This window comes from Nonlabens sp. (assembly GCF_047636915.1).
Taxonomy (GTDB): Bacteria; Bacteroidota; Bacteroidia; order Flavobacteriales; family Flavobacteriaceae; genus Nonlabens.
Genome location: NZ_JBLIGN010000021.1, coordinates 15,627 through 36,840, shown reverse-complemented (window position 1 = coordinate 36,840; position 21,214 = coordinate 15,627). Strand labels below are relative to the sequence as shown.

Below are 21,214 nucleotides of genomic sequence, written 5' to 3'. Positions count from 1 at the left end.
ATGGTGATACGGTCTACATCATTGATACTAAAAAAGAAAACGGACAGACCGTTCATATCACTAAAAACCTGCCTAAAGAAATAGGCGGCACTCATAAAATTATGGTTGATACAGGCCAGCGAGAGCGCACGTCTTCCAATCATACTGCTACCCATTTACTACATCAAGCACTACGTAAAGTTTTAGGAACTCACGTAGAACAAAAAGGTTCTATGGTGCGCAGTGCTAGCTTGCGATTTGACTTCTCTCATTTTTCTAAGGTAAGTACCGAAGAATTGGTTCAGATCGAGAACTTTGTAAATGCCCGTATTAAAGAACAATTACCGCTTCAAGAAAATCGCAGCAATACCTATGAAGACGCTATAAAAGAAGGTTCTATTGGACTGTTTGGGGAGAAATATGGAGATGTAGTACGTACCATTAAATTTGGTGAGAGTCAAGAACTTTGTGGTGGTACTCATGTAAAAAATACAGCAAACATCTGGCATTTTAAGATCACCAGTGAAAGTGCCGTAGCCTCCGGAATACGTCGTATAGAAGCCATTTCTAACGATGCTATCAAAGATTTCTTTACAGAGCAATCTAAGAGCTTTGATGAGATAAAAAGCCTCTTAAAGAATCCAACAAAAAAACCGGCAGAATCCATTGCTGCGCTTCAAGAGGAGAATGCTTCTTTGAAAAAAGAAATAGAACAATTATTAAAAGCCAAAGCAGGAGACCTAAAAGGCGATTTAATAGCGAGTGCAAAAAACATCAATGGAATAAACTTTATCGCTACAAAAACAGATCTGGATGCAAAGTCGATAAAAGAACTGGCTTTTGATATAGAAAGAGAAATGGAAAACCTTTTCTTAATTATAGGAGCAAATAATGGAGACAAAGCAACGCTTACCGTAATTCTAAGTAAGAATACTGTTGAGGAGAAAGGCCTCGATGCTGGTAAAATAGTAGGTGAATTAGGAAAGCACATTCAAGGCGGCGGCGGCGGTCAGGCTCATTTTGCCACTGCTGGCGGAAAGAATACTGCTGGAATAGATGCTGCTCTTAGTGCTGCGGAGGAGATGTGTTAATGTGGTGTGTGAAATCAAAAAATAAGAAGAAATCCATCATAAATTTGGAATAGATCTTATTCGTGTCGAATAGTTGTACCGCAAAATTCTCCGCAGCTTGTTTTCTGAATAGACAATTTAAAACAGATCATCGTACCTTTATAATTCATAGTTTAACCTCTTGAATGAAACTTTCCACACCAGTTCCTATTACTAACTTGCCTTTACTTATAGATTACAATTCTAAGATGCTTTTGTTGGGAAGTTGTTTTACAGAACATATAGGTTCTAAGTTGAACTTTTACGGTTTTGAAGTAGCGGTAAATCCGTTTGGGATTGTGTTTAATTCTACGAGTTTGAGAATCCTTGTACAAAGGGCCATTAAAAATCAAATTTTCACTCTAGAAGACTGCACAAATCACTATTCTTATTTCTGTCACTCTGATTTAAATTCTAAGCATCCTGAACAATTGGTTTTGAATCTTAATAATGCGCTTCATGAACTCCGAGCTTCTTTAAAAACTGCCACACATCTATTCCTCACTTTAGGAACTGCCTGGGTTTATAGACATATAGAAAAAGATATCATCGTCGCTAATTGTCATAAACAACCTCAACATGTATTTAAAAAAGAACTGCTTTCTATAGAAGCTATGACTTTAGATTTAAAGCTCATTTCTGAGTTGGCACAACAGATCAATCCTGATGTTTCTATAACGTATACCTTATCTCCAGTGCGTCATGTTAAAGACGGATTTATCGAAAATCAACGCAGTAAATCACGTCTACATGAAGCGATTCAGAATCAAATAGATGTGACAAATGCCAGTTATTTTCCAGCTTATGAAATTGCTATGGATGAGTTGAGGGATTACCGTTTTTATGCTCGTGATATGTTACATCTTAATGAATTGGGTATTGATTTTATATGGTCCCGCTTTCGCGAAAGCGGAATGAACAACAACACGTTACCCAAACAAAAAGCTATCGAAAAATACAGAAACCTATCCAACCATAAAGCTAGTGATGTAGCAACACATCAACAACTTATAGCTAAGGTTAAAGAGGAATTGGCATCACTGTATCCTGATTTGAATTTGTAAATAAAAGAGGTTTTAAACTAAGCTGCTATTGACCTAGTGCAGCTATACAGTTTTTGAAAATGATATTCAAAAAGACGAAATAACAAAAAATGCTCCAATCAGATGGTTATCTAAATGGAGCATTCCTTAAATGAAGTAGTTTTATAATTTGAAAATGAATGTGTTGCGATACAGAAATAAGCATCACTAATGAAATGAAGAGCATTCGATTCTAACTATTCTTCCATAATTTTATGTTCCACTGCGGCTTTATCATATTCAGCTTCCAGTAGTTGGTAGTATTTATTAAAGATGTCTTTTTTTATCGTACAGGTTTTATTATTGCGTTCCAAGGCAGCTGCAAACTCTTCCTTGGTAATCTTCTTGTCCATAAAGTCTGTAGTAATCTGTGGACGTTCCATTTTACAATACGCATAGTCGTTATAGGCCTGCACGTAATTTTTATAGATATCACCGTTTTTAATAGGGTCATCACTTGAATCTGCAGCTGCGTTTTGACCTTGGTTACAACTTGCAATGAATGCTAAGGATAGAATTAATATTATTTTTTTCATTTTGGTTTTTTATGGGTTAAAAATAGACACTAGATGTTTTTAAACAAAACAGAATGGAATTAAATAACTATCAATTTACAAATCCCCTTTTATTTAGAATAATTAAATCAAAAATTCCGTTCTGAAGTAACAGAAAGGAATTTTCATTGTACGAACTCGAACCAATTATTCTCTAGGTTTACGGTCTCTATATTCTTTAATCATTTTCCGCTTAAAATCCATTTCGGCTTTTTTTAATTTGAGAAATCTCTTTGCGCCAATTACTTTGATTATGTCGTCATGCTTATAATCAAGGTTCGTAGCGCTAATTCTTTTATCTATCGCGACCATTCGATCTACATAAGAGGATGCTGTCTTTTCAGTCATGTCATCAAATTCACTTTCTAACTTTCTAATAAGTTGTTTCTTTACTTTTTCCAACCTATCACGTTCATCTTTCACCTCGTTATACAGAGGCCAAAATTGTTGTGCCTCTTCTGTATTTAGATCTAATTCCTTTGTGATATGTGCGACAGCAAGTGCTTTGATCTTATCTCTCATCTCATTTTTACGATCTTTATGAATCCTCCTGTTATCGATATTTTGAGCTTTTATTGCTAGAGAGCAAAGAAACACTAAGGTTATGATTATATATCTCATTCTGTAATTATTTGATTCCATGTAGCCTCTTCCATAAGGTATTCAAAGAGCTCATTATCTGTTATATTCTGTTCTATTCTAATTTCACTTAAGATGCTATTATCGGCAAACAGCAAAGCTACAGATTCATCATCTTGCAAAAAATTTGCGTCTACTAGGTAATCAGAAATTTCTTGATCTTCTAAATCTGCAAAGGTAATTTGATCTGTTTTGTTATCAGTAAACAGGCCATTTATAGCAATAAAGCCTATAAAAAGAGCCGCTACGGCAAGTAATGGATAGAACCACTGCATAGGCCTAGAAGTTGGTAATGGAATCACCTTGGTATCCGTCGCTATTTGGCTCATAATGCGATTTTCCAGCACATTCAAATATCCTTCTGGCATTTTAAAACCCGCATGATCTTCTAGCTCATGATTCTGGGTGTTTTGTAACACACGATCTGTAAGTTGATCCAAGTAACCATCGGGCACTTTAAAACCTGCTGTATTATATATGCTGTTCTTCTTCATATTTTTATGACACTTATAAAATCATTTAGTTTAATTAACTTTTACATATTGTTCCACTTTCTTTGCTGCGATATGATAGGTGCTTTTTACCGCTCCTTCACTTAAGTCTAAAATCGCAGCTATTTCCTTAAATTTAAGATCGTCATAATACCTTAAATTAAAAACTTCGCGTTGTCTGTTTGGCAATTGAGACAGCGCCTTTTTGAGCGCCAGCTCAATTTCATCACTGGTAAAATAGACATCCGCTTCTAATTGTTCCATTAGATGATCTTGCAATTCTTGAGAAGATAGCTGCAGGCTTTTCTCTTTTCTCTTAAGAAAAGTGATGCTTTCATTGTAAGCTATTCTAAACATCCACGTGGACAATTTACTTTCTCCCTTAAAGTTTTTTACTCCTTTGAATATTTTGATGAAAACGTTTTGCAACACATCGTCAGCATCGTCATGAACAAAAACCATTTTTCTAATTTGCCAGTAAAGCTGCTCCTGATATTGAGCAACTAACAAACGGAACCCTTGATTAGTCGTAGACCTTTCAAGGATCAAGGGAATAATTTCTTCGTCTGGTATTTTACTCATACACTGCTATGACGCTCTTAAAACACAATAGTTTAATGAACACAAAAATAATTGTTTTAAAAGAAGTGCCAATCGATGCGCTGCCAAAATAAAAAATACAACTGTTTACATAAAATCAAGCGATTACAACAGTTCTTTTAAAAAGGAGACCTATCAGGTATTTATAGCGTCCTATCCTTTAGCTAAAAGAAATGCTAACACTAAAAATAGCAACACATAAAAAACCTTTCAAAGGCAATAATTTAAATGATTCCTTAACGTTTAAACTTCTACATAACTAGTATCTTTACTTTTATTTTTTAATTATGAATCGAGACAACTTATCCCATTACGATCAACCTTTTGAAGCGCTATCTAGTGTAACTGACGAAGTAAGAGCTGCTTTTTATAAGAAGACCTATGGCCATGTAGCCGCAGCGGTGCTTCTTTTTATAGTAGTAGAAGCGTTTTTACTACAAGTGCAACCTCTAGTAGATTTGATGGCTAGTTTGGCTCAAGGATGGACTTGGCTGCTAGTTTTAGGTGCTTTTATGTGGGCTACCTCTTATGCTGAGAAAATGGCACATACTTCTCATGATCACAACCAGCAATACTTAGGCCTTGGACTTATTGTGGCCGCTTATGCCCTTATTTTTTTACCCCTTATATCTATGGCATTAAATTACCAAGCTTTTTATGGAGATCAAGAAGGTAGTAATTTATTAAGTCAGGCAGCTGCGGTAACCTTATCATTATTTGCTGCTTTAAGTGCCGTAGTTATAGTTACTAAAAAAGATTTTTCTTTTCTAAGAAGTATTCTTGCAGTGGGCTTTATCATTGCGATAGGAGTCATTATTGCCGGAATGCTTTTCGGTTTTGACTTGGGACTTTTATTTAGTGGCGCTATGGTCGTTCTAGCGGCAGGATCCATTCTTTATCAAACCTCTAATTTGGTACATAAGTATGACACCGATCAATATGTGGGCGCAGCAGTAGGTTTATTCTCTGCATTAATGCTTTTATTCTGGTATATTTTAAGCATTTTTATGTCTCGCGATTAGCCCTTTTATTTCCATACTAATTGACAATAATGCGCAGTGGATGGCCCCTTATGTTTTTGCAGCAGTTGGTCTGGGATTCTTAACTATTTTTGCTCACATTATTTTACGAGGCCTTCAAAGAAGGCGTGACTTTTTATGGTACAGGCAGTTATTTAGTTATCGAAAATTAAATCTTTCGCGAAAACAAGTTCTAGAAACATACCCTTTTTATACATATCTTTCTAACGCCTATAAGAAGCAATTCGAACATCGCGTGGCTGCCTTTATCGCAGACAAGGACTTTAAAAACAGGTACAAAGGTGCCGTAACTGACGAACAAGTGGTTCTCATTTCATGCGTAGCCTGTAGATTGAATTTCGGGCGTCGTAATTATTTGAATTCTATGCTGCAAACCGTTTTACTATTTCCAGAAGCGTTTATGAGCCCCACAAATAAAGCCTTACATAAAGGAGAGTTCAACCCACTAGCTAAAGTCCTTGCTATTTCTTGGAAAGATTTTAAAGAAGGCATGGATATTACCACAGATAATCTACACCTAGGAATACATGAATTTACTCATGTAATGCATTTTGAAAGTGACCACAGTAGCGGTATTGATGCTGCTCGTTTCAAAAAGTTTACAAATAAAATTCTCAAAGAGTTGATGAAGCCAGAAGTGCGCAGCAAACTAGACACTACCAGATTCTTTAGAAATTATGCCTTTACAAACCAATACGAATTCATGGCCGTATTATCAGAATATTACTTTGAATCGAACGCAGATTTTAAAAATGAATTTCCTTTAATTTACGATCATTTCACTAAAGCGCTACTCTATAAAGAAGAATGGATCATGGAATAAGGTTTATTTGGGAATAAAAAAGGCTCTCTTTACCTATACGTTCCCCGACAACTAGCCGCTCCCTGACAATTCGCTCAAGCAAATTTCTGGGATGATCCTCTAAAAAAAAGCCTCTTATATGATATGGAGCACCAAATACCCTTATAAATTATTTTACCGAACCGAGTTCCGCACAAGCTTTTTTTATTTTTCCATCCCTGAAAAATGAAATCCTAACGATGACTATACTTGTGTTTTCGTATTGTTAAAATAAAAAAAACAACCCATTTATGATACCGGTATTTGGAATTAAAATGAGTGTTACACATAAATTACGATCCTACGCTTACAGGTCTGAAAGTAATAATCAGGTTCCACTTGACGGTTTCTTCTTTATAAGAAATAAGAAATATCCCCTTAAATAATGCTCCTACGATTAAAAAAAACGCCTATCAGCTACCATTTACCGACAGAGTCGTTGTTGGTTTTTACTCTAAAATGATGGACCCTTATCTCTACGCTTTTTACCCTTATTCCTATATATTGTTCAGAAACGCCAGCACCTTTTAATGCAGATAATAGGATAGAGCATAACAATTTGCTTTTAAATGCGGTTAAAGAATTTGATTTGTGATCTATCATAAACGACTTGTTTTGTCCTGAAAATAAAAACTCCAATGGTTTTGAATACCATTGGAGTTTTTGAACTCCTTTATGGAGTTTATGATAAAAAGGTGCAGTTCTAGTCTCTAGTCAACTTTTTATAACGTATTCTTTTAGGAGCATGATCCCCTAGACGTTTTCTTTTATTTTCCTCATACTCGGTAAAACTACCTTGAAAAGAAAAAATTTGTGAATCTCCTTCAAACGCAATAATATGGGTGCATACTCTATCTAAGAACCATCTATCATGCGAGATAATCACCGCGCAACCGGCAAAATTATCAAGTCCTTCTTCCAGTGCTCTCAATGTGTTTACATCAAGATCGTTAGTCGGTTCGTCAAGCAATAGAACGTTTCCTTCTTCTTTGAGTGTCATAGCTAAGTGCAGGCGATTGCGCTCACCACCAGAAAGTGCGGACACCTTTTTATTTTGCTCGCTGCCTGAGAAATTAAAGCGGCTTAAATAAGCTCTTGAATTTACCATTTTTCCCCCCATCATAATCATGTCCTGACCATCTGCAAAATTTTCCCAGATAGACTTCTCTTGATCTATATTAGAGTGATCTTGATCCACATAAGCAAGTTGCACTGTTTCTCCTACCGTAAAAGAGCCCTTATCTGGCTTTTCTTGATCCATGATCATTTTAAAGATCGTGGTTTTACCAGCTCCGTTAGGACCTATAATTCCTACAATACCGTTTTGTGGTAATACAAAATTCAAATCTTCATAAAGCAACTTATCACCGAATGCTTTGCTCACTCCATTTGCCTCAATTACATTTGTTCCCAAACGTGGACCATTAGGAATGTAGATCTCTAGCTTTTCTTCTTTGGCTTTTTGATCCTCGTTTAAAAGTTTGTCATAATTACTAAGACGTGCTTTTTGCTTGGTCTGTCTTCCTTTGGCTCCTTGACGTACCCAATCCAATTCTCGTTGTAGGGTTTTCTGTCGTTTAGACTCTGTTTTTTCTTCCTTAGCAAGACGGTTTCCTTTTTGTTCTAACCAACTGGAGTAATTTCCTTTCCAAGGGATTCCTTCACCACGATCTAGTTCTAAAATCCATCCCGCAACATTATCTAGAAAGTACCTATCGTGAGTCACGGCGATTACTGTTCCTTTATATTGAGAGAGATGTTGTTCTAACCACAATACAGATTCTGCATCAAGATGGTTGGTAGGCTCATCGAGTAATAGAATTTCTGGCTGTTGCAATAATAATCTGCAAAGTGCTACACGGCGTCGTTCCCCACCAGAGAGGTTCTTAATTTCTGCATCACCCGGTGGCGTGCGCAATGCATCCATAGCTATTTCTAGCTTGGTGTCTAATTCCCATGCGTTTAATGCATCTATTTTATCTTGAAGAATCGCCTGACGATTCATCAATTTCTCCATCTTATCCGTATCGGTATATACTTCTTCCAGTCCGAAGTCGTCGTTGATTTTGTTGTATTCATCCAGAACAGCTACAGTTTCTGCCACACCTTCTCTTACAATTTCCATCACCGTCTTTGTATCGTCCAGCAAGGGTTCTTGCTCCAAGTAACCTACATGATACCCAGGTAAAAAATTTATATCACCCTGATAATTTTTCTCCAGCCCGGCAATAATCTTCATCAATGTAGATTTACCAGAACCGTTAAGACCTAGAATACCAATTTTTGCACCATAGAAAAAACTAAGATGGATGTTTTTTAATACTTGTTTTCCAGTACTTTGATAGGTTTTAGAAAGACCTGACATGGAAAAAATAACTTGTTTATCGTCGCTCATTTAATGTGCTTTTTTCATTTAAAATTTGATGTAGTTGGATTAAAGAATTGTTTTCATACCGCTTCTGCGAAAGCGTCACAGCTTCCATCCCTTTCGATTTTATGTAAAGACCTTTATCCGAAAGATCTAATTTTTCTAATTCTTTAAAGGTAAAGCCAAATGTTTTCTTACCTGCTAATTTGATGGTAATAGATTGAAGACTGTAAGAAACTGAGTTGCGAGTGGAAAAACCCTCAAAACTATTGACATAGAATAAGGTTACCGCTATAAGAGCAAAAATGGAACTATAAATTTTTAGGTTGTTAAAAAAGAAAACTCCTGCTAAAACAAGATTCAAGACCGCAAGTCCAAGTATGAGTCTATAGCGCAACGTATTCATATCCCTAAAGTGAATCACCTCTTTCAATTACACTCTACCTTTAAGAGCATTGAAAACCCATGCAATGGCAAAAAAACCTAATCCTATAGCTGCAAAGCCAAATCCTACGTCTGTGTATCTATAAGCTCCAAGAGCCATCAAGCCAACTCCGATAATAATCATTATCAAAGTAGCCCATCCTAAAACTCCATTCTTATTAAGTGCCATAATTTTTAAAACCAATTTGCAAATATAAGCAGTAAAGCTGTGCTGTTCATCGATTAATTTATCGACGAACGGTAAATCGGTAAATTGTCATTGGTTAAATTATATAATTTAAAATAAAAATTTAAATAACTGAATATCAATTATTTACATATATAATCGTATTTAAATTTGTAATTCATCCGATTAATCGAAATGTACTATTTACACTTTATCGTGTAATTGTGATCTTTAATCGATTAATTGGTGTAAAATAGCACTTGATTAAACGTATAAAATATTTCTGCTTTGAACTACAATCACTCACCCTTGAAATACCTGTTTGTGACCTTCCTATTAATAGGTCTACATAGTTTTTCCCAGCTTATTAACACGTCTACGTCACTTCCTGTAGATCAATTAGTACAACAATCTCTAGGCAACGACTGTGTCCACATTACGAATATTACCTCTAACATCAATGGCTCTGTTGATGGTATCAATAGTTTTGGCAGCTTTACCAAAGCCGGTTCCACATTTCCATTTACAGAAGGCTTCTTTTTAAGTACTGGTGATGGAAGTAGCATCGGGAATTCATTAATCAGTACAGATCTAAGCGATGGAACGACAGCCTGGGGTGGTGATGATGACCTTGAGAATCTAACGGGAATATCAAATACCATTAATGCGACAGTAATAGAGTTCGACTTGATAAGTACATCCAACAGGATTAGTTTTAACTATTTACTGGCCTCAGAAGAATACCAACAAAATTATCCTTGTAATGTAGGTGACCGATTTGCCCTATTATTAAAACCTCAAGGAGGTACGTATCAAAATATAGCTGTATTACCTAATACCTCCACTCCTGTCGGTATACAGACCGTGCGTCCTGAAGTTGTAGGTCATTGTGACGCAGCAAACGAATCATTCTTTGCAGGACAAAATATAGGGAATACAAATTTTGAAGGCAGAACAGTAACGCTCAACGCTGCGACAAATGTAATTCCTAATACTATTTATCATCTTAAAATGGTTATCGCAGATCAATCTAGCTTTGACCCTACCGCTTATGACAGCGCTATTTTTATAGAAGCTGGTAGTCTGCAAGCCGAGGTTGATTTGGGACCAGATTTATCCCCTTGTCAAGATACCACCCTTAATGCTGATATCGGAAATAACTTAGCCACCTTCAAATGGTTCAGAAATCATACAGAATTAACCGGACAGAACAACAGTACGATTCTCGCAGATACTACTGGGAATTACCGAGTAGAAATAAGTGTACCGCTACCTGGGTCTACATGCATTATTTCGGATGAAATTTATGTAACAATAGAACCTAACCAAATTAACATTGCTATTTCTGATCAAGTAACATGTGACGATCCAACTGCAGATGGTATAGAATCTTTTGATCTACGTAGGTTGGCTAATAATACGCTCGGCCGACTTCCTACTGGAAATTATACAACTGCTTTTTATTTTGATCTAAATGCTGCACAACACCAAACTGGGCAGCTATCAGATAACTACACAAATGTTGTTAGCCCTCAAACGATTTACATACGTATCGACAATAATGACACTGGATGTCAAAGCATACAACCATTGAGCCTCATCGTTAATAATGTTTTTATCGCTTCAGATTACTCTTTTATGGCTTGTGATGACACCGATGATGGAATTATACTTATTGATCTAACTCCATTTGATAACGAGGTAACTTCAACCATTACGACCACTACTTCTACCATTACTTCCACTGTTTCTTACCACAGGACAGAAAGTGATGCAACAAACAACACTGGTATCCTTTCAAGCCCCTATACCAATGTTTCTAATCCAGACACTATTTTTGCAAGAGTATACAATACCATTAACGGCTGTTTTGCGACTAGTGAAATAACCATCGATGTAGTATTACCTCCCGTATTAGACTCCAGCTTAGAAGAGATCGATGCTTGTGATCAAGATCATGACGGTTTTGCAATATTTGACATCACAAGTGTTATCTATGATTTCACATCCACTCCAGAAGACTTCAACACAAGCTATCATACAGAAGAATCTGATGCTCATAATAACATCAACCCCATTATTAATCCCGGGTTTTTTAATAATACCACACCTAGATTACAACGTGTTTTTGTAAGGTTTGAATCTATAGCAACTGGTTGTTCTACCGTTGTACCTGTAGATTTATATTCCAATTTATTACTCGACAGAACAAATATTCAAGATATAACCGCCTGTGATGACTTGAGTAATGACGGTATTGAATATTTTTTATTGGACAGAATTGCACAAGTCTTTATCAACTCCCTAGAGAATGTAGAAATAGAATTCTTTGAGACAGAACTGGATCAAATGTCTGATATGAATCAGCTGAATCCTTTAATCGGTTATGAAAATCTGACCAACCCACAAACGATTTACATCAGGATCAATAGTCCTAACTGTACGGAATTTGAAGAGTTTGAACTTATAGTAGCACCTTATTTTGAGTCTGGATCGATACCGGATCAAACCTATTGTGATGAAGACCAAGACCTGTTTACTAACGTACCACTTAATGAATTCGATGATGAGGTTAGAGGTCCTTTTGGCAGCGATCACCATGTCCTTTATTACTTAACCCAAGCAAACGCTAATAATAGGGTTCACCCAGTAACAAGTGTCTTGAACACAACAAATCCATTTACGGTATATGCAGAATTAATGGCACCTACTGGATGCAGTGATTATCAGACTATGCAAATTACCATTTTACCAGCGCCAATGTCTACAGACCCGGCAGATATCATCATCTGCGATACCGACCAGGATGGTTTTTTTATGGTAGATCTTACTTCTCAAGAACCACAAATAACCACAGATTTAAATAGATCTTTCTCTTATTACAATAATTTTGCAGATGCAAAGTTAGGAGCTATCTCTATTTTAACGCCTAGCGCATATAATGCACATACAGAATCCATATTTATAAGGGTAGAAAACACGCTTACCGGCTGTGAAACTGTAGTGATACAGACGATTATAGTAAATACGTTACCAGTATTTCCTGATATAAGCACCTACCAAATTTGTGAATCTGACAACAATAGCGTGGAAGACTTTTTCTTTTATACTAAGGATATTGAAATACTAAATGGACAGTTAGGTAAAACAATCTCTTATTATCTAACTATGGCAGATGCCAACAGCGATATTAATGAAATTGATAAATTAAATGCTTTTCAAAACACAAGCGATCCACAAATTATATGGGTGCGTTTAGAAAATGAAACGGATGCTTCTTGTTATGGTGTAGATTCTTTTACTATTCAAGTAGACGCTTCTCCCACTTTTAATACGCCTTCAGACATAAGAGTTTGTGATAACAACAATGACGGTATTACTACTTATTCCTTACAACCCTCTATTGACCAAATTAAAGAGGGAATAATGGCTAACTTAACAGTAACATTTCATGAATCTGTGCTTGAAGCTGAATCCAACACAAATTCGTTGCCGATTGATTTTACGAATACTGTAAATCCGCAAACCATTTATGCACGAATAGGTAATGATGTAAATTGTTTTGAAATAGAAGACATTATTTTTAACGTAATTGATAGTCCACTTACCAACATTATAGAGCCTTCTGCCACATGTGATACAGATCTTGACGGTTTTAACACTTTTGATCTTACTTCACGAGAAACAGATCTAGTGGGATCGAGACCTTTTAACTCTACCCTGTCTTGGCACACCAGCATTATAGACGCAGAGAATGACGTAAATCCGATAACTAATGAGTCTTCTTTTACAAATACTTCTAATCCTCAAGCAGTTTATTTAAGATTTTACAATACTATTTCAAGGTGTTATGATATAGGAACGTTAGACTTGATTGTAAATTTACCACCGCAAATCAGTACCGAAATCAATTTTACAACTTGTGATAATTTGGCACAAACAGCAGATTTAAGTGAGGTAATCCCATTATTTATAGATCCCATGCCTACAGGAGTAGTTGCTCGATATTACACAACAAATACTGATGCCTTGAATGACACAAACCCCATAGACAGCAGCTATAATTATACAACGAATAACACGACCTTATTTATAAGAGTAGAAAATACAATTACGGACTGTTTTTCTACTGGTGAATTTAATTTACATATTCAGGCTCTTCCACAGATAACATCTCGAGGAAATTATGACATGAGAACCTGTGATGATAATTTTGATGGAAGCAGCCACTTTGATCTAGCAGACAATGACAGTACGATTTTAAACGGTTTAGACCCAGCAACGCACATCTTACAATACTACTCTACAGAAACAGATGCAGAAGATGAAACTAATGAAATAACCAACACCGACATAATTGTATATGAATCAGAGACATTTTATGTTAGAGTTACTAATACCACTGTAGGCTGCGCTCGTATAGGGGAATTTGAGGCTATAGTCGACCCATTGCCTGTAGTTACCATAGATCCTCATCAAGTTATTTGTAATCTAGTACCTGTAACTATAGACGCTTTTACAGGAGACGCAGGAGAAAGTTATTTGTGGTCTACAGGAGAAACTACCAGTAGCATAACTACAGCGGTACCCGGTAATTATGCTGTAAAAGTGACTAATAATAGAGGCTGTATCGCTCCTGCAGTTACTTTTAACCTTAGGGACTCAGAATCGGCTACAGTAGATTTTGTAGCCTCGACTAATTTTGAAGACCCTAATACCATTACTGTTAGCGTTTCTGGTTCAGGGCATTATCTGTACATATTAAATAATGGTGAAGCTCAAGAAAGCAATATTTTCACAAATGTAGCCCGAGGCTACCACGAAGTGCGTATCATAGATCTTAATGGTTGTGCTCCATCTCCGCCTCAAATCGTATTGATTGTTGACTACCCTAGATTTTTCACTCCTAATAGTGATGGCTATAACGATACGTGGTATGTGGATAACATCAACACATTTGATAAAGCTACCTTTTATATCTTTGATCGATATGGCAAGCTATTGAAAAGTTACAACAATGACATTAACGGTTGGAATGGAACTTATAACGGAAACCCTATGCCTTCTTCAGATTATTGGTTCTTGTTAGAAATTAAGGATTCTAGAGGTGATTATGAAGTAAAAGGAAACTTTTCCTTAAAGCGATAAATCTAAGGTTCATTCTAATAGAAACGGCGCTGAACCGCTCGAGAGGATGGTTTGTGTACTGCTTTTTCGAAAGCAATACACAAACAATTTAATAGTCAAATGTCTTATAAAACTCGGGGTTGGTTTTCTGTTTGTCGTCTTAGAAGAAAACCTAAAATCAATAATCCGTACCTTAAAAGCCTATAAACCTGCGTTTAATTCTTAAACTATGAGGTGATCATTCTACTTGTAATACAAAATCACTACCAGCTTCCACCGGCACCGCCGCCGCCAAAACCGCCACCACCAAAACCACCGCCAAAACCGCCACCTGAATTGCCACCGCCGAAACCGCCACCGCCAAAACCACCGCGTCCCAGACTACTTAATACGATAATATCGAGGAACGAAACGCCGCTGCCACCGCCATCAGAATCACCACCGTTCTTCTTTCTAGCCTTCATAATGACGAAAAACAATACGATCCCTAATAACATGATAAACTGCCACGGAATCTGATCGCTACTTTGAGGAGCGCCTTTAAATTCGCCTTGTAGCCCTTGAAAAATGGCATCTGATCCTTGATCCAGACCGGCGTAATAATTTTCCTTTTTAAAATTCGGAACGAGAATGCGGTTGACAATACGTTCCACATCGAGATCTGATAACCTGGATTCAATTCCATAACCCGTATTGATATCTACTTTGCGATCCTTTACAGCTAGAAGGAGTAACATACCATTATCAGCATCTTTTTGCCCTATTCCCCATTCTTGCCCCCATTGTGCTCCTAATACATCCAGTTCTTCACCATTTGAAGAATTAATTATAGCAAAAACTATTTGTGTAGAAGTAGCGTCTGCATAGCGTTTGAGTTTGATGTTAAGCGCTTTTTCTTGTGCGTCTGGAAGAATGGCAGCATAGTCATAAAGAAATACTTGCTGGCTATCAGAAGGTTTTTTAGGAATCTTAAATTGTGCTTGAACAGCTGTAAAAGAGCTTATAAAGACAAGGATTATGTATAAAAAATAACGCATTAGCTTACAGAAATATCATCAGAAAGTTCATTTTTATCATTCTTATCCCATGGAAAATAAGCCGCTAGTTCTTTTCCTACTAACTCTATTCCAGCGATGAGACCGTTTTGAAATTCGTTTTCGCAAAAGCGAGATAAAACCACGTCTCTTACCGTTCCCCAAAAGCTTTCTCCTACTCTAGCATGTATACCTTTATCCCCTATTAATGCAAATTTTTTATCCTCAACTGCGATATAAAAGAGGATGCCATTTTCTTCTTTGGTATGATCCATATTTAATAAGTGAAATAATTCTTGAGCTCGTTTTATAGGTTCGTCGCAATGCGATTCTAGATGCACCCGTATTTCACCACTTGTGAGCGCTTCTGCCATACGTATGGCTTCTATAACTGCTTCCTCTTGTGAATCGGTGAGAAAATCTTTAACTTTTACAGACATCTTTAATTAGCTCCAAATAAGTTACCCACATCTGGCGCTTTTTCTGCGCCTTCGTCTGCTTTAAAAAATGCTGCCTCATCAAATCCATAAACACCTGCCATTATATTTCCTGGAAAACGTTTGATCTTCACATTGTAAATTTTTACAGCATCGTTATAGCGTGTTCTAGCAACACTAATTCTGTTTTCAGAACGACTTAACTCATTGATCAACTCCTTAAAGTTTTCGTTTGCCTTTAGGTCAGGGTAATTTTCATAAGTGGCTAGAAGTCTTCCCAATCCTGTGCTTACTGCACTTTGTGCTTTAGAATAGGCTGCAATATTTTCTTCTGTGAGTTCAGAGGCATCCACTTTGATAGAAGTAGCATTTGAGCGAGCTTCAATAACTCCAATCAAGGTTTGTTGTTCAAACTCTGCATACTTCTTAGCTGTCGCGACAATATTAGGAATCAAGTCATTACGCCTTTGATAGGTGGTTTCTACATTTGCCCAAGAGCTGATTACTCCTTCATTGGTCCCTATAGTACTGTTGTACCAATAGATACCATAAATAACTATAAGGCCTACTATTATTCCTGCTATACCTAATCCGCTTATTTTTCTCATTTTATAATTCTTTAATTGATTTGTGTCTGTTTTAAACTCAAAATTACAGGAAATATAGAAAAGTGTTGTCTTAAAAAGTCAAATCGCTTTTCTTGGGCTGTAAGCTTTGCAAATACTCTGGCGTTTTTAACAACCTACTGCCGTACCAAGAAAACAACTCACCATCGACTACTTTAAAGTCTGGAATCACATTTGGTATGATCGGACTTTGCGATGGTGCGGTTAAAAAGGCAAGTCGAATCTCTGCAATATCATCTGTGGTAAATGGATAAGGCTCTGAAGATAAAAACACCACTTCTGGCTGTAGCTTAACCATCTCTTCCATTTCTAACTCTGGATACCTTGTTAGGTGTTGAGCAGCATTTATACATCCTGCTTTCTCCATCATATCATTGATAAAAGTACCCGCTCCGATACTCATATAGGGTTTTTTCCAAATGAGATACAATGCTTTTTGTTGTACCTCTGTCTTCTTCAAGGTTTTAAAAGCACTTGATATGTTGCGTATTAAAGACTTTGCTTTAAACTTAGTCCCTGTCAATTCTCCTACATCTGCTATCATCTCTAACGCTTGCTCTAGGTTATCTATATCAGAAACATAAGTAGGTGCGATGTGGTCACAAAAAGAAACTATCGCTTGATTGTTTTCTTCTCTATTGCATATGATTAGATCTGGCTGTAATTCTAAGATGCGAGATTCCACGATTTTCTTTGTCCCTCCTACGACCATTTTCTCCTCTATCAATCCAGCTGGATGAATACAGTATCTGGTGAGTCCTACAAGTCTATCTTTTAAACCTAAGTCTATCAACAATTCTGTTTGAGATGGTACAAGTGATATGATACGTTGTGGCAGTTGATCGAGTTCGATCATTCTACCCAATTGGTCTGGTATTTTACAAAACATTAGTCTAGTGCATTTTTAGTTACCCATAATCTGTATCCAAATAATGCCATTTGCCATTTACTGGCTTTTGCAAGATCCAATCGCCTTTTTGTAAAGCTGGGTAAAACCGCTTTATTGATTTTGGCCAAGGTTTTGAACACGTCTTTTTTCATGACACAAATGTAAGGTTTTGGCAGCTCGAACGGTATGAATAAAGAGCAAAACCCATTCTACAATTTAGAATGGGTTATACAGGCAATTCAAATGTAAGTCTTTAACTATTGGTACGGAATCGTACTTATAGAAGGAGATGTGTTTCCTTCTGTAAATTGTATCTTAAGAAATTTAACTCCTTTATTAGTTTGATAAGTATGTTGAACGCCATTGATTTCATATTTTAATTTCATCAACCTGTCCTTTTTCATGCGATGTGTCATTAATTTAAAAGTATGACCAGCTTCTTCTAGTTGTTTTTGAAACTTTTCAAAACTTTCTTTAGATATGTTTGTGATGTAAAAAAATTCCTTGTCATCTACAGCGAGACGGCCGTGACCTTTATACTCCATGAGAAAATCAATGGAGCCATTTTCAATTCTTTGAGCCATTGTCTCTTCTGTATCAGCTTCAACCTGTGCTCTTTTCTCTTTCATTAGAGCACGTTTCTCTTCCTTCTTTTCGGTTCTCTTCCCTAGTACAGAAACTCTACGTGCTTCATAATTAGTTTTTAAAGAATCTTTTGTTATGTACCTTCTTTGCCTTACAGCATCAGAAGCTTTTCTTTTGCCCTGAAGGTAAAGCTCTCTTAATTCTAGTTCATTCGGTTTTCCTGAAGCTGTCTTTATGAGTAAGACTCCATTTTTACCTTTCTTCCCGTATTTTATGAAGGCTGCACTGTCTTTTAAAACAGTCATACTTGTAATAAGGTCTGAATCAATTAATTCAACAAGCTTTGCATCCATTTCTTTTCCATCGACAATCATAAGAGGTGGATTTTTTCCTAAACCTTGTTTTAATTGACCGGCTGTAGTGGGTCTAGTAGAAATACCGTTTTCAAAAGTATACTCCGTATTTGAATAGTTGAACGGAACCCTCTTTTTGGTATTCGTCAGCGAATCCATGTTCATCTTCTCAAATTGAATTTGCAATTCATGCTGTAAAGAATCTACATTGATATTTTGCAAATCTAGATGTAGTTCCTTTAGCCCAAAGCTCGTAATTTGCTCTTTTATCTTCTTTATCAAACTATCCATATCGATGAAAGAAGTATTTTTGGATACCGAATAACTTACTGTACTTGGGAAGGAATAAGATTCCCGAGGAGTATTAGCTTTACAAGAACCCATACTCCATAACTGAGAATCTTCTGTTATAATTCCTGTTACGCATATTTCAGGTATGCCATCGTCATTTGCATAGGATTGGGAACTGGTATAACCATCATTATCGTCTAATGTGATTTTGACTCTTACGACCCTTTCATTTTTTATTTTCAATCTGCTATAGTCAAAATCTACGTTGTATTCCTTTTTTAAGTACGCCTTCTTTTCATCGAGGTATTGTTTTGTAGATGTTGCGTCTATGGTAAAAGTAATGCTGTGATCAAAATCTAGGATTGGATCTATGGAACCTTCTGTAACCTCAGCTGTATCTCCATAAAGAACTGTATCTGGAACAATTACATGACTTCCATTTTGATCTATGGAAAGTGTTGTTTTTACCTTTGGAATATGCAAGGATATCTTATCAGGATAAGCCATTAACAACATCGAGCCATTAGTGGACAAGGCTTCTACGGTAAAGCCTTTTTCCCAATCTTTACCAGGGAACTTTGCCGACACACTTATGGTTTCCAAAAGCCCTTTTGCATCTCTATCTATATCATCAAATCTCAATTGGTAATTCCCTTGATCTTCAATTTGCATTCGATAAGCTTCTAATTGGGTATCTGAAGTCGCACGGGTAATATCAAAAACCAATTCTTTGTAACTATCCACTGACGTTTCAGAATTTGACATTTGGGGATTCTCCTTATCCACATACTCCACTTCTTCCACCACGTTAAAGCTGTAAAGAAAAAGGACCATTACGGGCAGTATCAAAGCATATTTATAAGCATTCCATTGGGCTGAGGCTTCTTTTTGTAACATAAGAATTCGATTTTTGATAAAAGGAGTAAAGAAATTATTTGCCAATGCTGGCTGTTTATAGCTGGCAACGGCGCTTAACAAAGTACGCTCATAGCTCATTCCTGTGGTATTTTGAGTTGCCGCCTTTGAATCGGCTATAAATTCTAGATTTTCTCCTATTTGTCTTTTTAATATCCACACCAGCGGATTGAACCAGAATAGAGCTTTAAAGACATGCGATAGCAGTAGGTCTATAGAATGCCATTCTCTTGCATGGACCTTCTCATGATCTAGAATTAGATCTAATTCGGGTGTATTTTGATCTTCTTGAGAATAACATATGTAGTTAAAGAAACTGAAAGGTGTCAGCTTTCGCGAAAGCGTAACTATCATAAATTTACCAGATCGAGTCTTGTTTCCAACTTTAATTAAACTTCTTAGCGAGCTCAGTTCTACAAGCATTTTACCTAGAAAAAAGAGAGTAATAGCCAGATAAAGGTACCCAGCAAGCATTCCATAATCAACTATTTCAATGGCTGTTACCGGCTCTTGAAATGCCACTGCCATAGGTGTTGCATTAAGTTGCGGTACATAAGCGAGTTGCTCCTGTTGCTCTACATAAACGGTTTTCGTTATTTCCACGAGAGGAAAAAGAATACTGGCCGCGATTCCCGAAAGAAGGAACCAACGATTGGTGTTGAAAAAGGTCAGGCGGCGCAATAAAAAATGATATACGAGTACAAATATGCTGAGTACTCCAGCGCTTTTCAGTAGATATTCTAGTACAGCTTCCATCTTATTTCTCTTTAGATTCTATCATTTCCAAAATCTCGCGTAATTCGGTAGCGCTTATCTTTTCTTCTTTGGCAAAAAAGGAAACCATACTCTTATAAGAATCATTAAAATAGCCCGTCATCGCACTATTTACAAACTTGTTGCGATAGGCCTCTTTTTTTATTACAGGAAAATAACGATGTGTTTTACCAAAGGCTTCATAACCTACATAACCTTTTTCTTCTAGCTTGCGCACAATGGTAGATACCGTATTGTAATGATTAGCACCTTTCAATTCGGGTACAATTTCCTTTACAAAAGCTTTCTCTAGGCTCCAAAGCACCTGCATTACCTCTTCTTCTTTTTGTGTTAGTTTTTCCATGATAGTATTTATTATTACGTAGGTCACTTATTACTTGAAATTAAAAGGGCTGTGCTAGAGCCTTTACATTTTTTAAAACGCTAGTCTTTGATCGGGATCGCCATTTCTTCTACTTCTACATCGGCAATTTTATCAACCATCCTTTTAAGTTTAGAAGTCATGTCATCTATATGAGAAGTTTTTCCAGTCAATTTGAAAGTGAAATTATCTAATCTCTTTTTTGATGTGACTGTTGGAGCATTGTTGACAAATTCAAATTCCAAAGTAATTTCTTGATCCTCATCATTTTCTTTAAAGATTTCTTTTACTGTTTCCCAATCAAAATTTTTCAATTCATCTAAATTTTCGGCTTTCACCTTAAATGCTGTTACAGCAGATTCAGATTCTATTAATCCTTCTTTTTCAAGTTGAGTGCAGGAGGCTAAAGCCATAAAAAATATACTACTGAATAAAATGTTTATTGTTTTCATGATTTTTAAGTTTAAATGCTACCTTCCAAATATATAACTATTATTATAGTTATCAAA

General features: G+C 36.4%; 21 protein-coding genes. 5 read left to right on the top strand and 16 right to left on the bottom strand.

From position 1 onward, the window contains the following. Both ACJAT0_RS05450 and ACJAT0_RS05445 read left to right on the top strand, forming a co-directional pair. A partial coding sequence (locus ACJAT0_RS05450; protein WP_415180836.1) for a DHHA1 domain-containing protein occupies positions 1–1,070 on the top strand: 1,070 nt, incomplete at its 5' end. Positions 1,071–1,234: 164 nt separating this feature from the next. Then, positions 1,235–2,152, top strand: a complete 918-nt coding sequence (locus ACJAT0_RS05445; RefSeq protein WP_415180835.1) for a GSCFA domain-containing protein — start codon at positions 1,235–1,237, stop codon at positions 2,150–2,152. A gap of 215 nt (positions 2,153–2,367) precedes the next feature. Here ACJAT0_RS05445 and ACJAT0_RS05440 read toward each other — a convergent pair whose 3' ends face one another. The 4 genes from ACJAT0_RS05440 to ACJAT0_RS05425 all read right to left on the bottom strand — a co-directional run bounded on the left by ACJAT0_RS05440 (position 2,368) and on the right by ACJAT0_RS05425 (position 4,436). After that, the gene (locus tag ACJAT0_RS05440; protein ID WP_374004015.1) at positions 2,368–2,706 is read right to left on the bottom strand and encodes a hypothetical protein; all 339 of its coding nucleotides are present in this window, start codon (positions 2,704–2,706) and stop codon (positions 2,368–2,370) included. Between the two features lie 165 nt (positions 2,707–2,871). Then, a complete protein-coding gene (locus tag ACJAT0_RS05435; RefSeq protein ID WP_415180834.1) occupies positions 2,872–3,345 on the bottom strand; it encodes a hypothetical protein in 474 nt (157 codons plus the stop codon). After that, complete coding sequence (locus ACJAT0_RS05430) at positions 3,342–3,857, bottom strand: hypothetical protein (protein ID WP_415180833.1); 516 nt, start codon at positions 3,855–3,857, stop codon at positions 3,342–3,344. Before ACJAT0_RS05430 ends, ACJAT0_RS05435 begins: the two co-directional genes overlap by 4 nt. A 30-nt stretch (positions 3,858–3,887) precedes the next feature. Next, the gene (locus ACJAT0_RS05425; RefSeq protein WP_415180832.1) at positions 3,888–4,436 is read right to left on the bottom strand and encodes an RNA polymerase sigma factor; all 549 of its coding nucleotides are present in this window, start codon (positions 4,434–4,436) and stop codon (positions 3,888–3,890) included. Positions 4,437–4,741: 305 nt separating this feature from the next. On the opposite strand from ACJAT0_RS05425, the gene ACJAT0_RS05420 reads away from it, so the two are divergent. Beyond that, positions 4,742–5,476, top strand: coding sequence for a Bax inhibitor-1 family protein (locus ACJAT0_RS05420; RefSeq protein WP_415180831.1), 735 nt, complete (start codon positions 4,742–4,744; stop codon positions 5,474–5,476). 40 nt (positions 5,477–5,516) lie between these two features. Beyond that, positions 5,517–6,317 (top strand): zinc-dependent peptidase, encoded by an 801-nt coding sequence (locus ACJAT0_RS05415; protein ID WP_415180830.1) that lies wholly within the window; start codon positions 5,517–5,519, stop codon positions 6,315–6,317. A 435-nt stretch (positions 6,318–6,752) separates the two neighbouring features. Here the strand turns inward: ACJAT0_RS05415 and ACJAT0_RS05410 are convergent, their stop codons facing one another. The 4 genes from ACJAT0_RS05410 to ACJAT0_RS05395 all read right to left on the bottom strand — a co-directional run bounded on the left by ACJAT0_RS05410 (position 6,753) and on the right by ACJAT0_RS05395 (position 9,316). Beyond that, positions 6,753–6,938 (bottom strand): hypothetical protein, encoded by a 186-nt coding sequence (locus ACJAT0_RS05410; RefSeq protein WP_415180829.1) that lies wholly within the window; start codon positions 6,936–6,938, stop codon positions 6,753–6,755. A gap of 100 nt (positions 6,939–7,038) precedes the next feature. Beyond that, positions 7,039–8,730: an energy-dependent translational throttle protein EttA gene (ettA, locus tag ACJAT0_RS05405; RefSeq protein WP_415180828.1), complete on the bottom strand. Its 1,692-nt coding sequence runs from the start codon at positions 8,728–8,730 to the stop codon at positions 7,039–7,041. After that, a complete protein-coding gene (locus ACJAT0_RS05400; RefSeq protein ID WP_415180827.1) occupies positions 8,717–9,136 on the bottom strand; it encodes a hypothetical protein in 420 nt (139 codons plus the stop codon). Before ACJAT0_RS05400 ends, ettA begins: the two co-directional genes overlap by 14 nt. Further along, on the bottom strand, positions 9,137–9,316 hold the full coding sequence (locus ACJAT0_RS05395; RefSeq protein ID WP_374004024.1) for a CAL67264 family membrane protein: 180 nt from the start codon (positions 9,314–9,316) through the stop codon (positions 9,137–9,139). A 285-nt stretch (positions 9,317–9,601) separates the two neighbouring features. Between ACJAT0_RS05395 and ACJAT0_RS05390 the strand changes: the two genes are divergently transcribed. After that, positions 9,602–14,461 carry a choice-of-anchor L domain-containing protein gene (locus ACJAT0_RS05390; RefSeq protein ID WP_415180826.1) on the top strand — a complete coding sequence of 1,620 codons (4,860 nt, stop codon included), beginning with the start codon at positions 9,602–9,604 and terminating at the stop codon, positions 14,459–14,461. Between the two features lie 242 nt (positions 14,462–14,703). Here ACJAT0_RS05390 and ACJAT0_RS05385 read toward each other — a convergent pair whose 3' ends face one another. From ACJAT0_RS05385 to ACJAT0_RS05350, 8 genes are all read right to left on the bottom strand, one after another. Beyond that, the gene (locus ACJAT0_RS05385) at positions 14,704–15,477 is read right to left on the bottom strand and encodes a TPM domain-containing protein (protein ID WP_415180825.1); all 774 of its coding nucleotides are present in this window, start codon (positions 15,475–15,477) and stop codon (positions 14,704–14,706) included. Beyond that, a complete protein-coding gene (locus ACJAT0_RS05380) occupies positions 15,477–15,914 on the bottom strand; it encodes a TPM domain-containing protein (protein WP_415180824.1) in 438 nt (145 codons plus the stop codon). Before ACJAT0_RS05380 ends, ACJAT0_RS05385 begins: the two co-directional genes overlap by 1 nt. Positions 15,915–15,916: 2 nt before the next feature. Further along, positions 15,917–16,519: a LemA family protein gene (locus ACJAT0_RS05375; RefSeq protein WP_415180823.1), complete on the bottom strand. Its 603-nt coding sequence runs from the start codon at positions 16,517–16,519 to the stop codon at positions 15,917–15,919. 70 nt (positions 16,520–16,589) lie between these two features. Next, positions 16,590–17,426, bottom strand: coding sequence for an ABC transporter substrate-binding protein (locus tag ACJAT0_RS05370; RefSeq protein WP_415180822.1), 837 nt, complete (start codon positions 17,424–17,426; stop codon positions 16,590–16,592). Further along, entirely contained in the window at positions 17,426–17,578 is a 153-nt protein-coding gene (locus ACJAT0_RS05365) for an SsrA-binding protein (protein WP_374004031.1), read from the bottom strand. The genes ACJAT0_RS05370 and ACJAT0_RS05365 overlap by 1 nt, the downstream gene beginning before the upstream one ends. 105 nt (positions 17,579–17,683) lie before the next feature. After that, positions 17,684–20,326, bottom strand: coding sequence for a M56 family metallopeptidase (locus ACJAT0_RS05360; RefSeq protein WP_415180821.1), 2,643 nt, complete (start codon positions 20,324–20,326; stop codon positions 17,684–17,686). A gap of 1 nt (position 20,327) precedes the next feature. Next, positions 20,328–20,687, bottom strand: coding sequence for a BlaI/MecI/CopY family transcriptional regulator (locus tag ACJAT0_RS05355; RefSeq protein ID WP_374004033.1), 360 nt, complete (start codon positions 20,685–20,687; stop codon positions 20,328–20,330). Positions 20,688–20,767: 80 nt separating this feature from the next. Continuing rightward, entirely contained in the window at positions 20,768–21,157 is a 390-nt protein-coding gene (locus tag ACJAT0_RS05350) for a hypothetical protein (RefSeq protein ID WP_415180820.1), read from the bottom strand. Between the last annotated feature and the right edge of the window lie 57 nt (positions 21,158–21,214).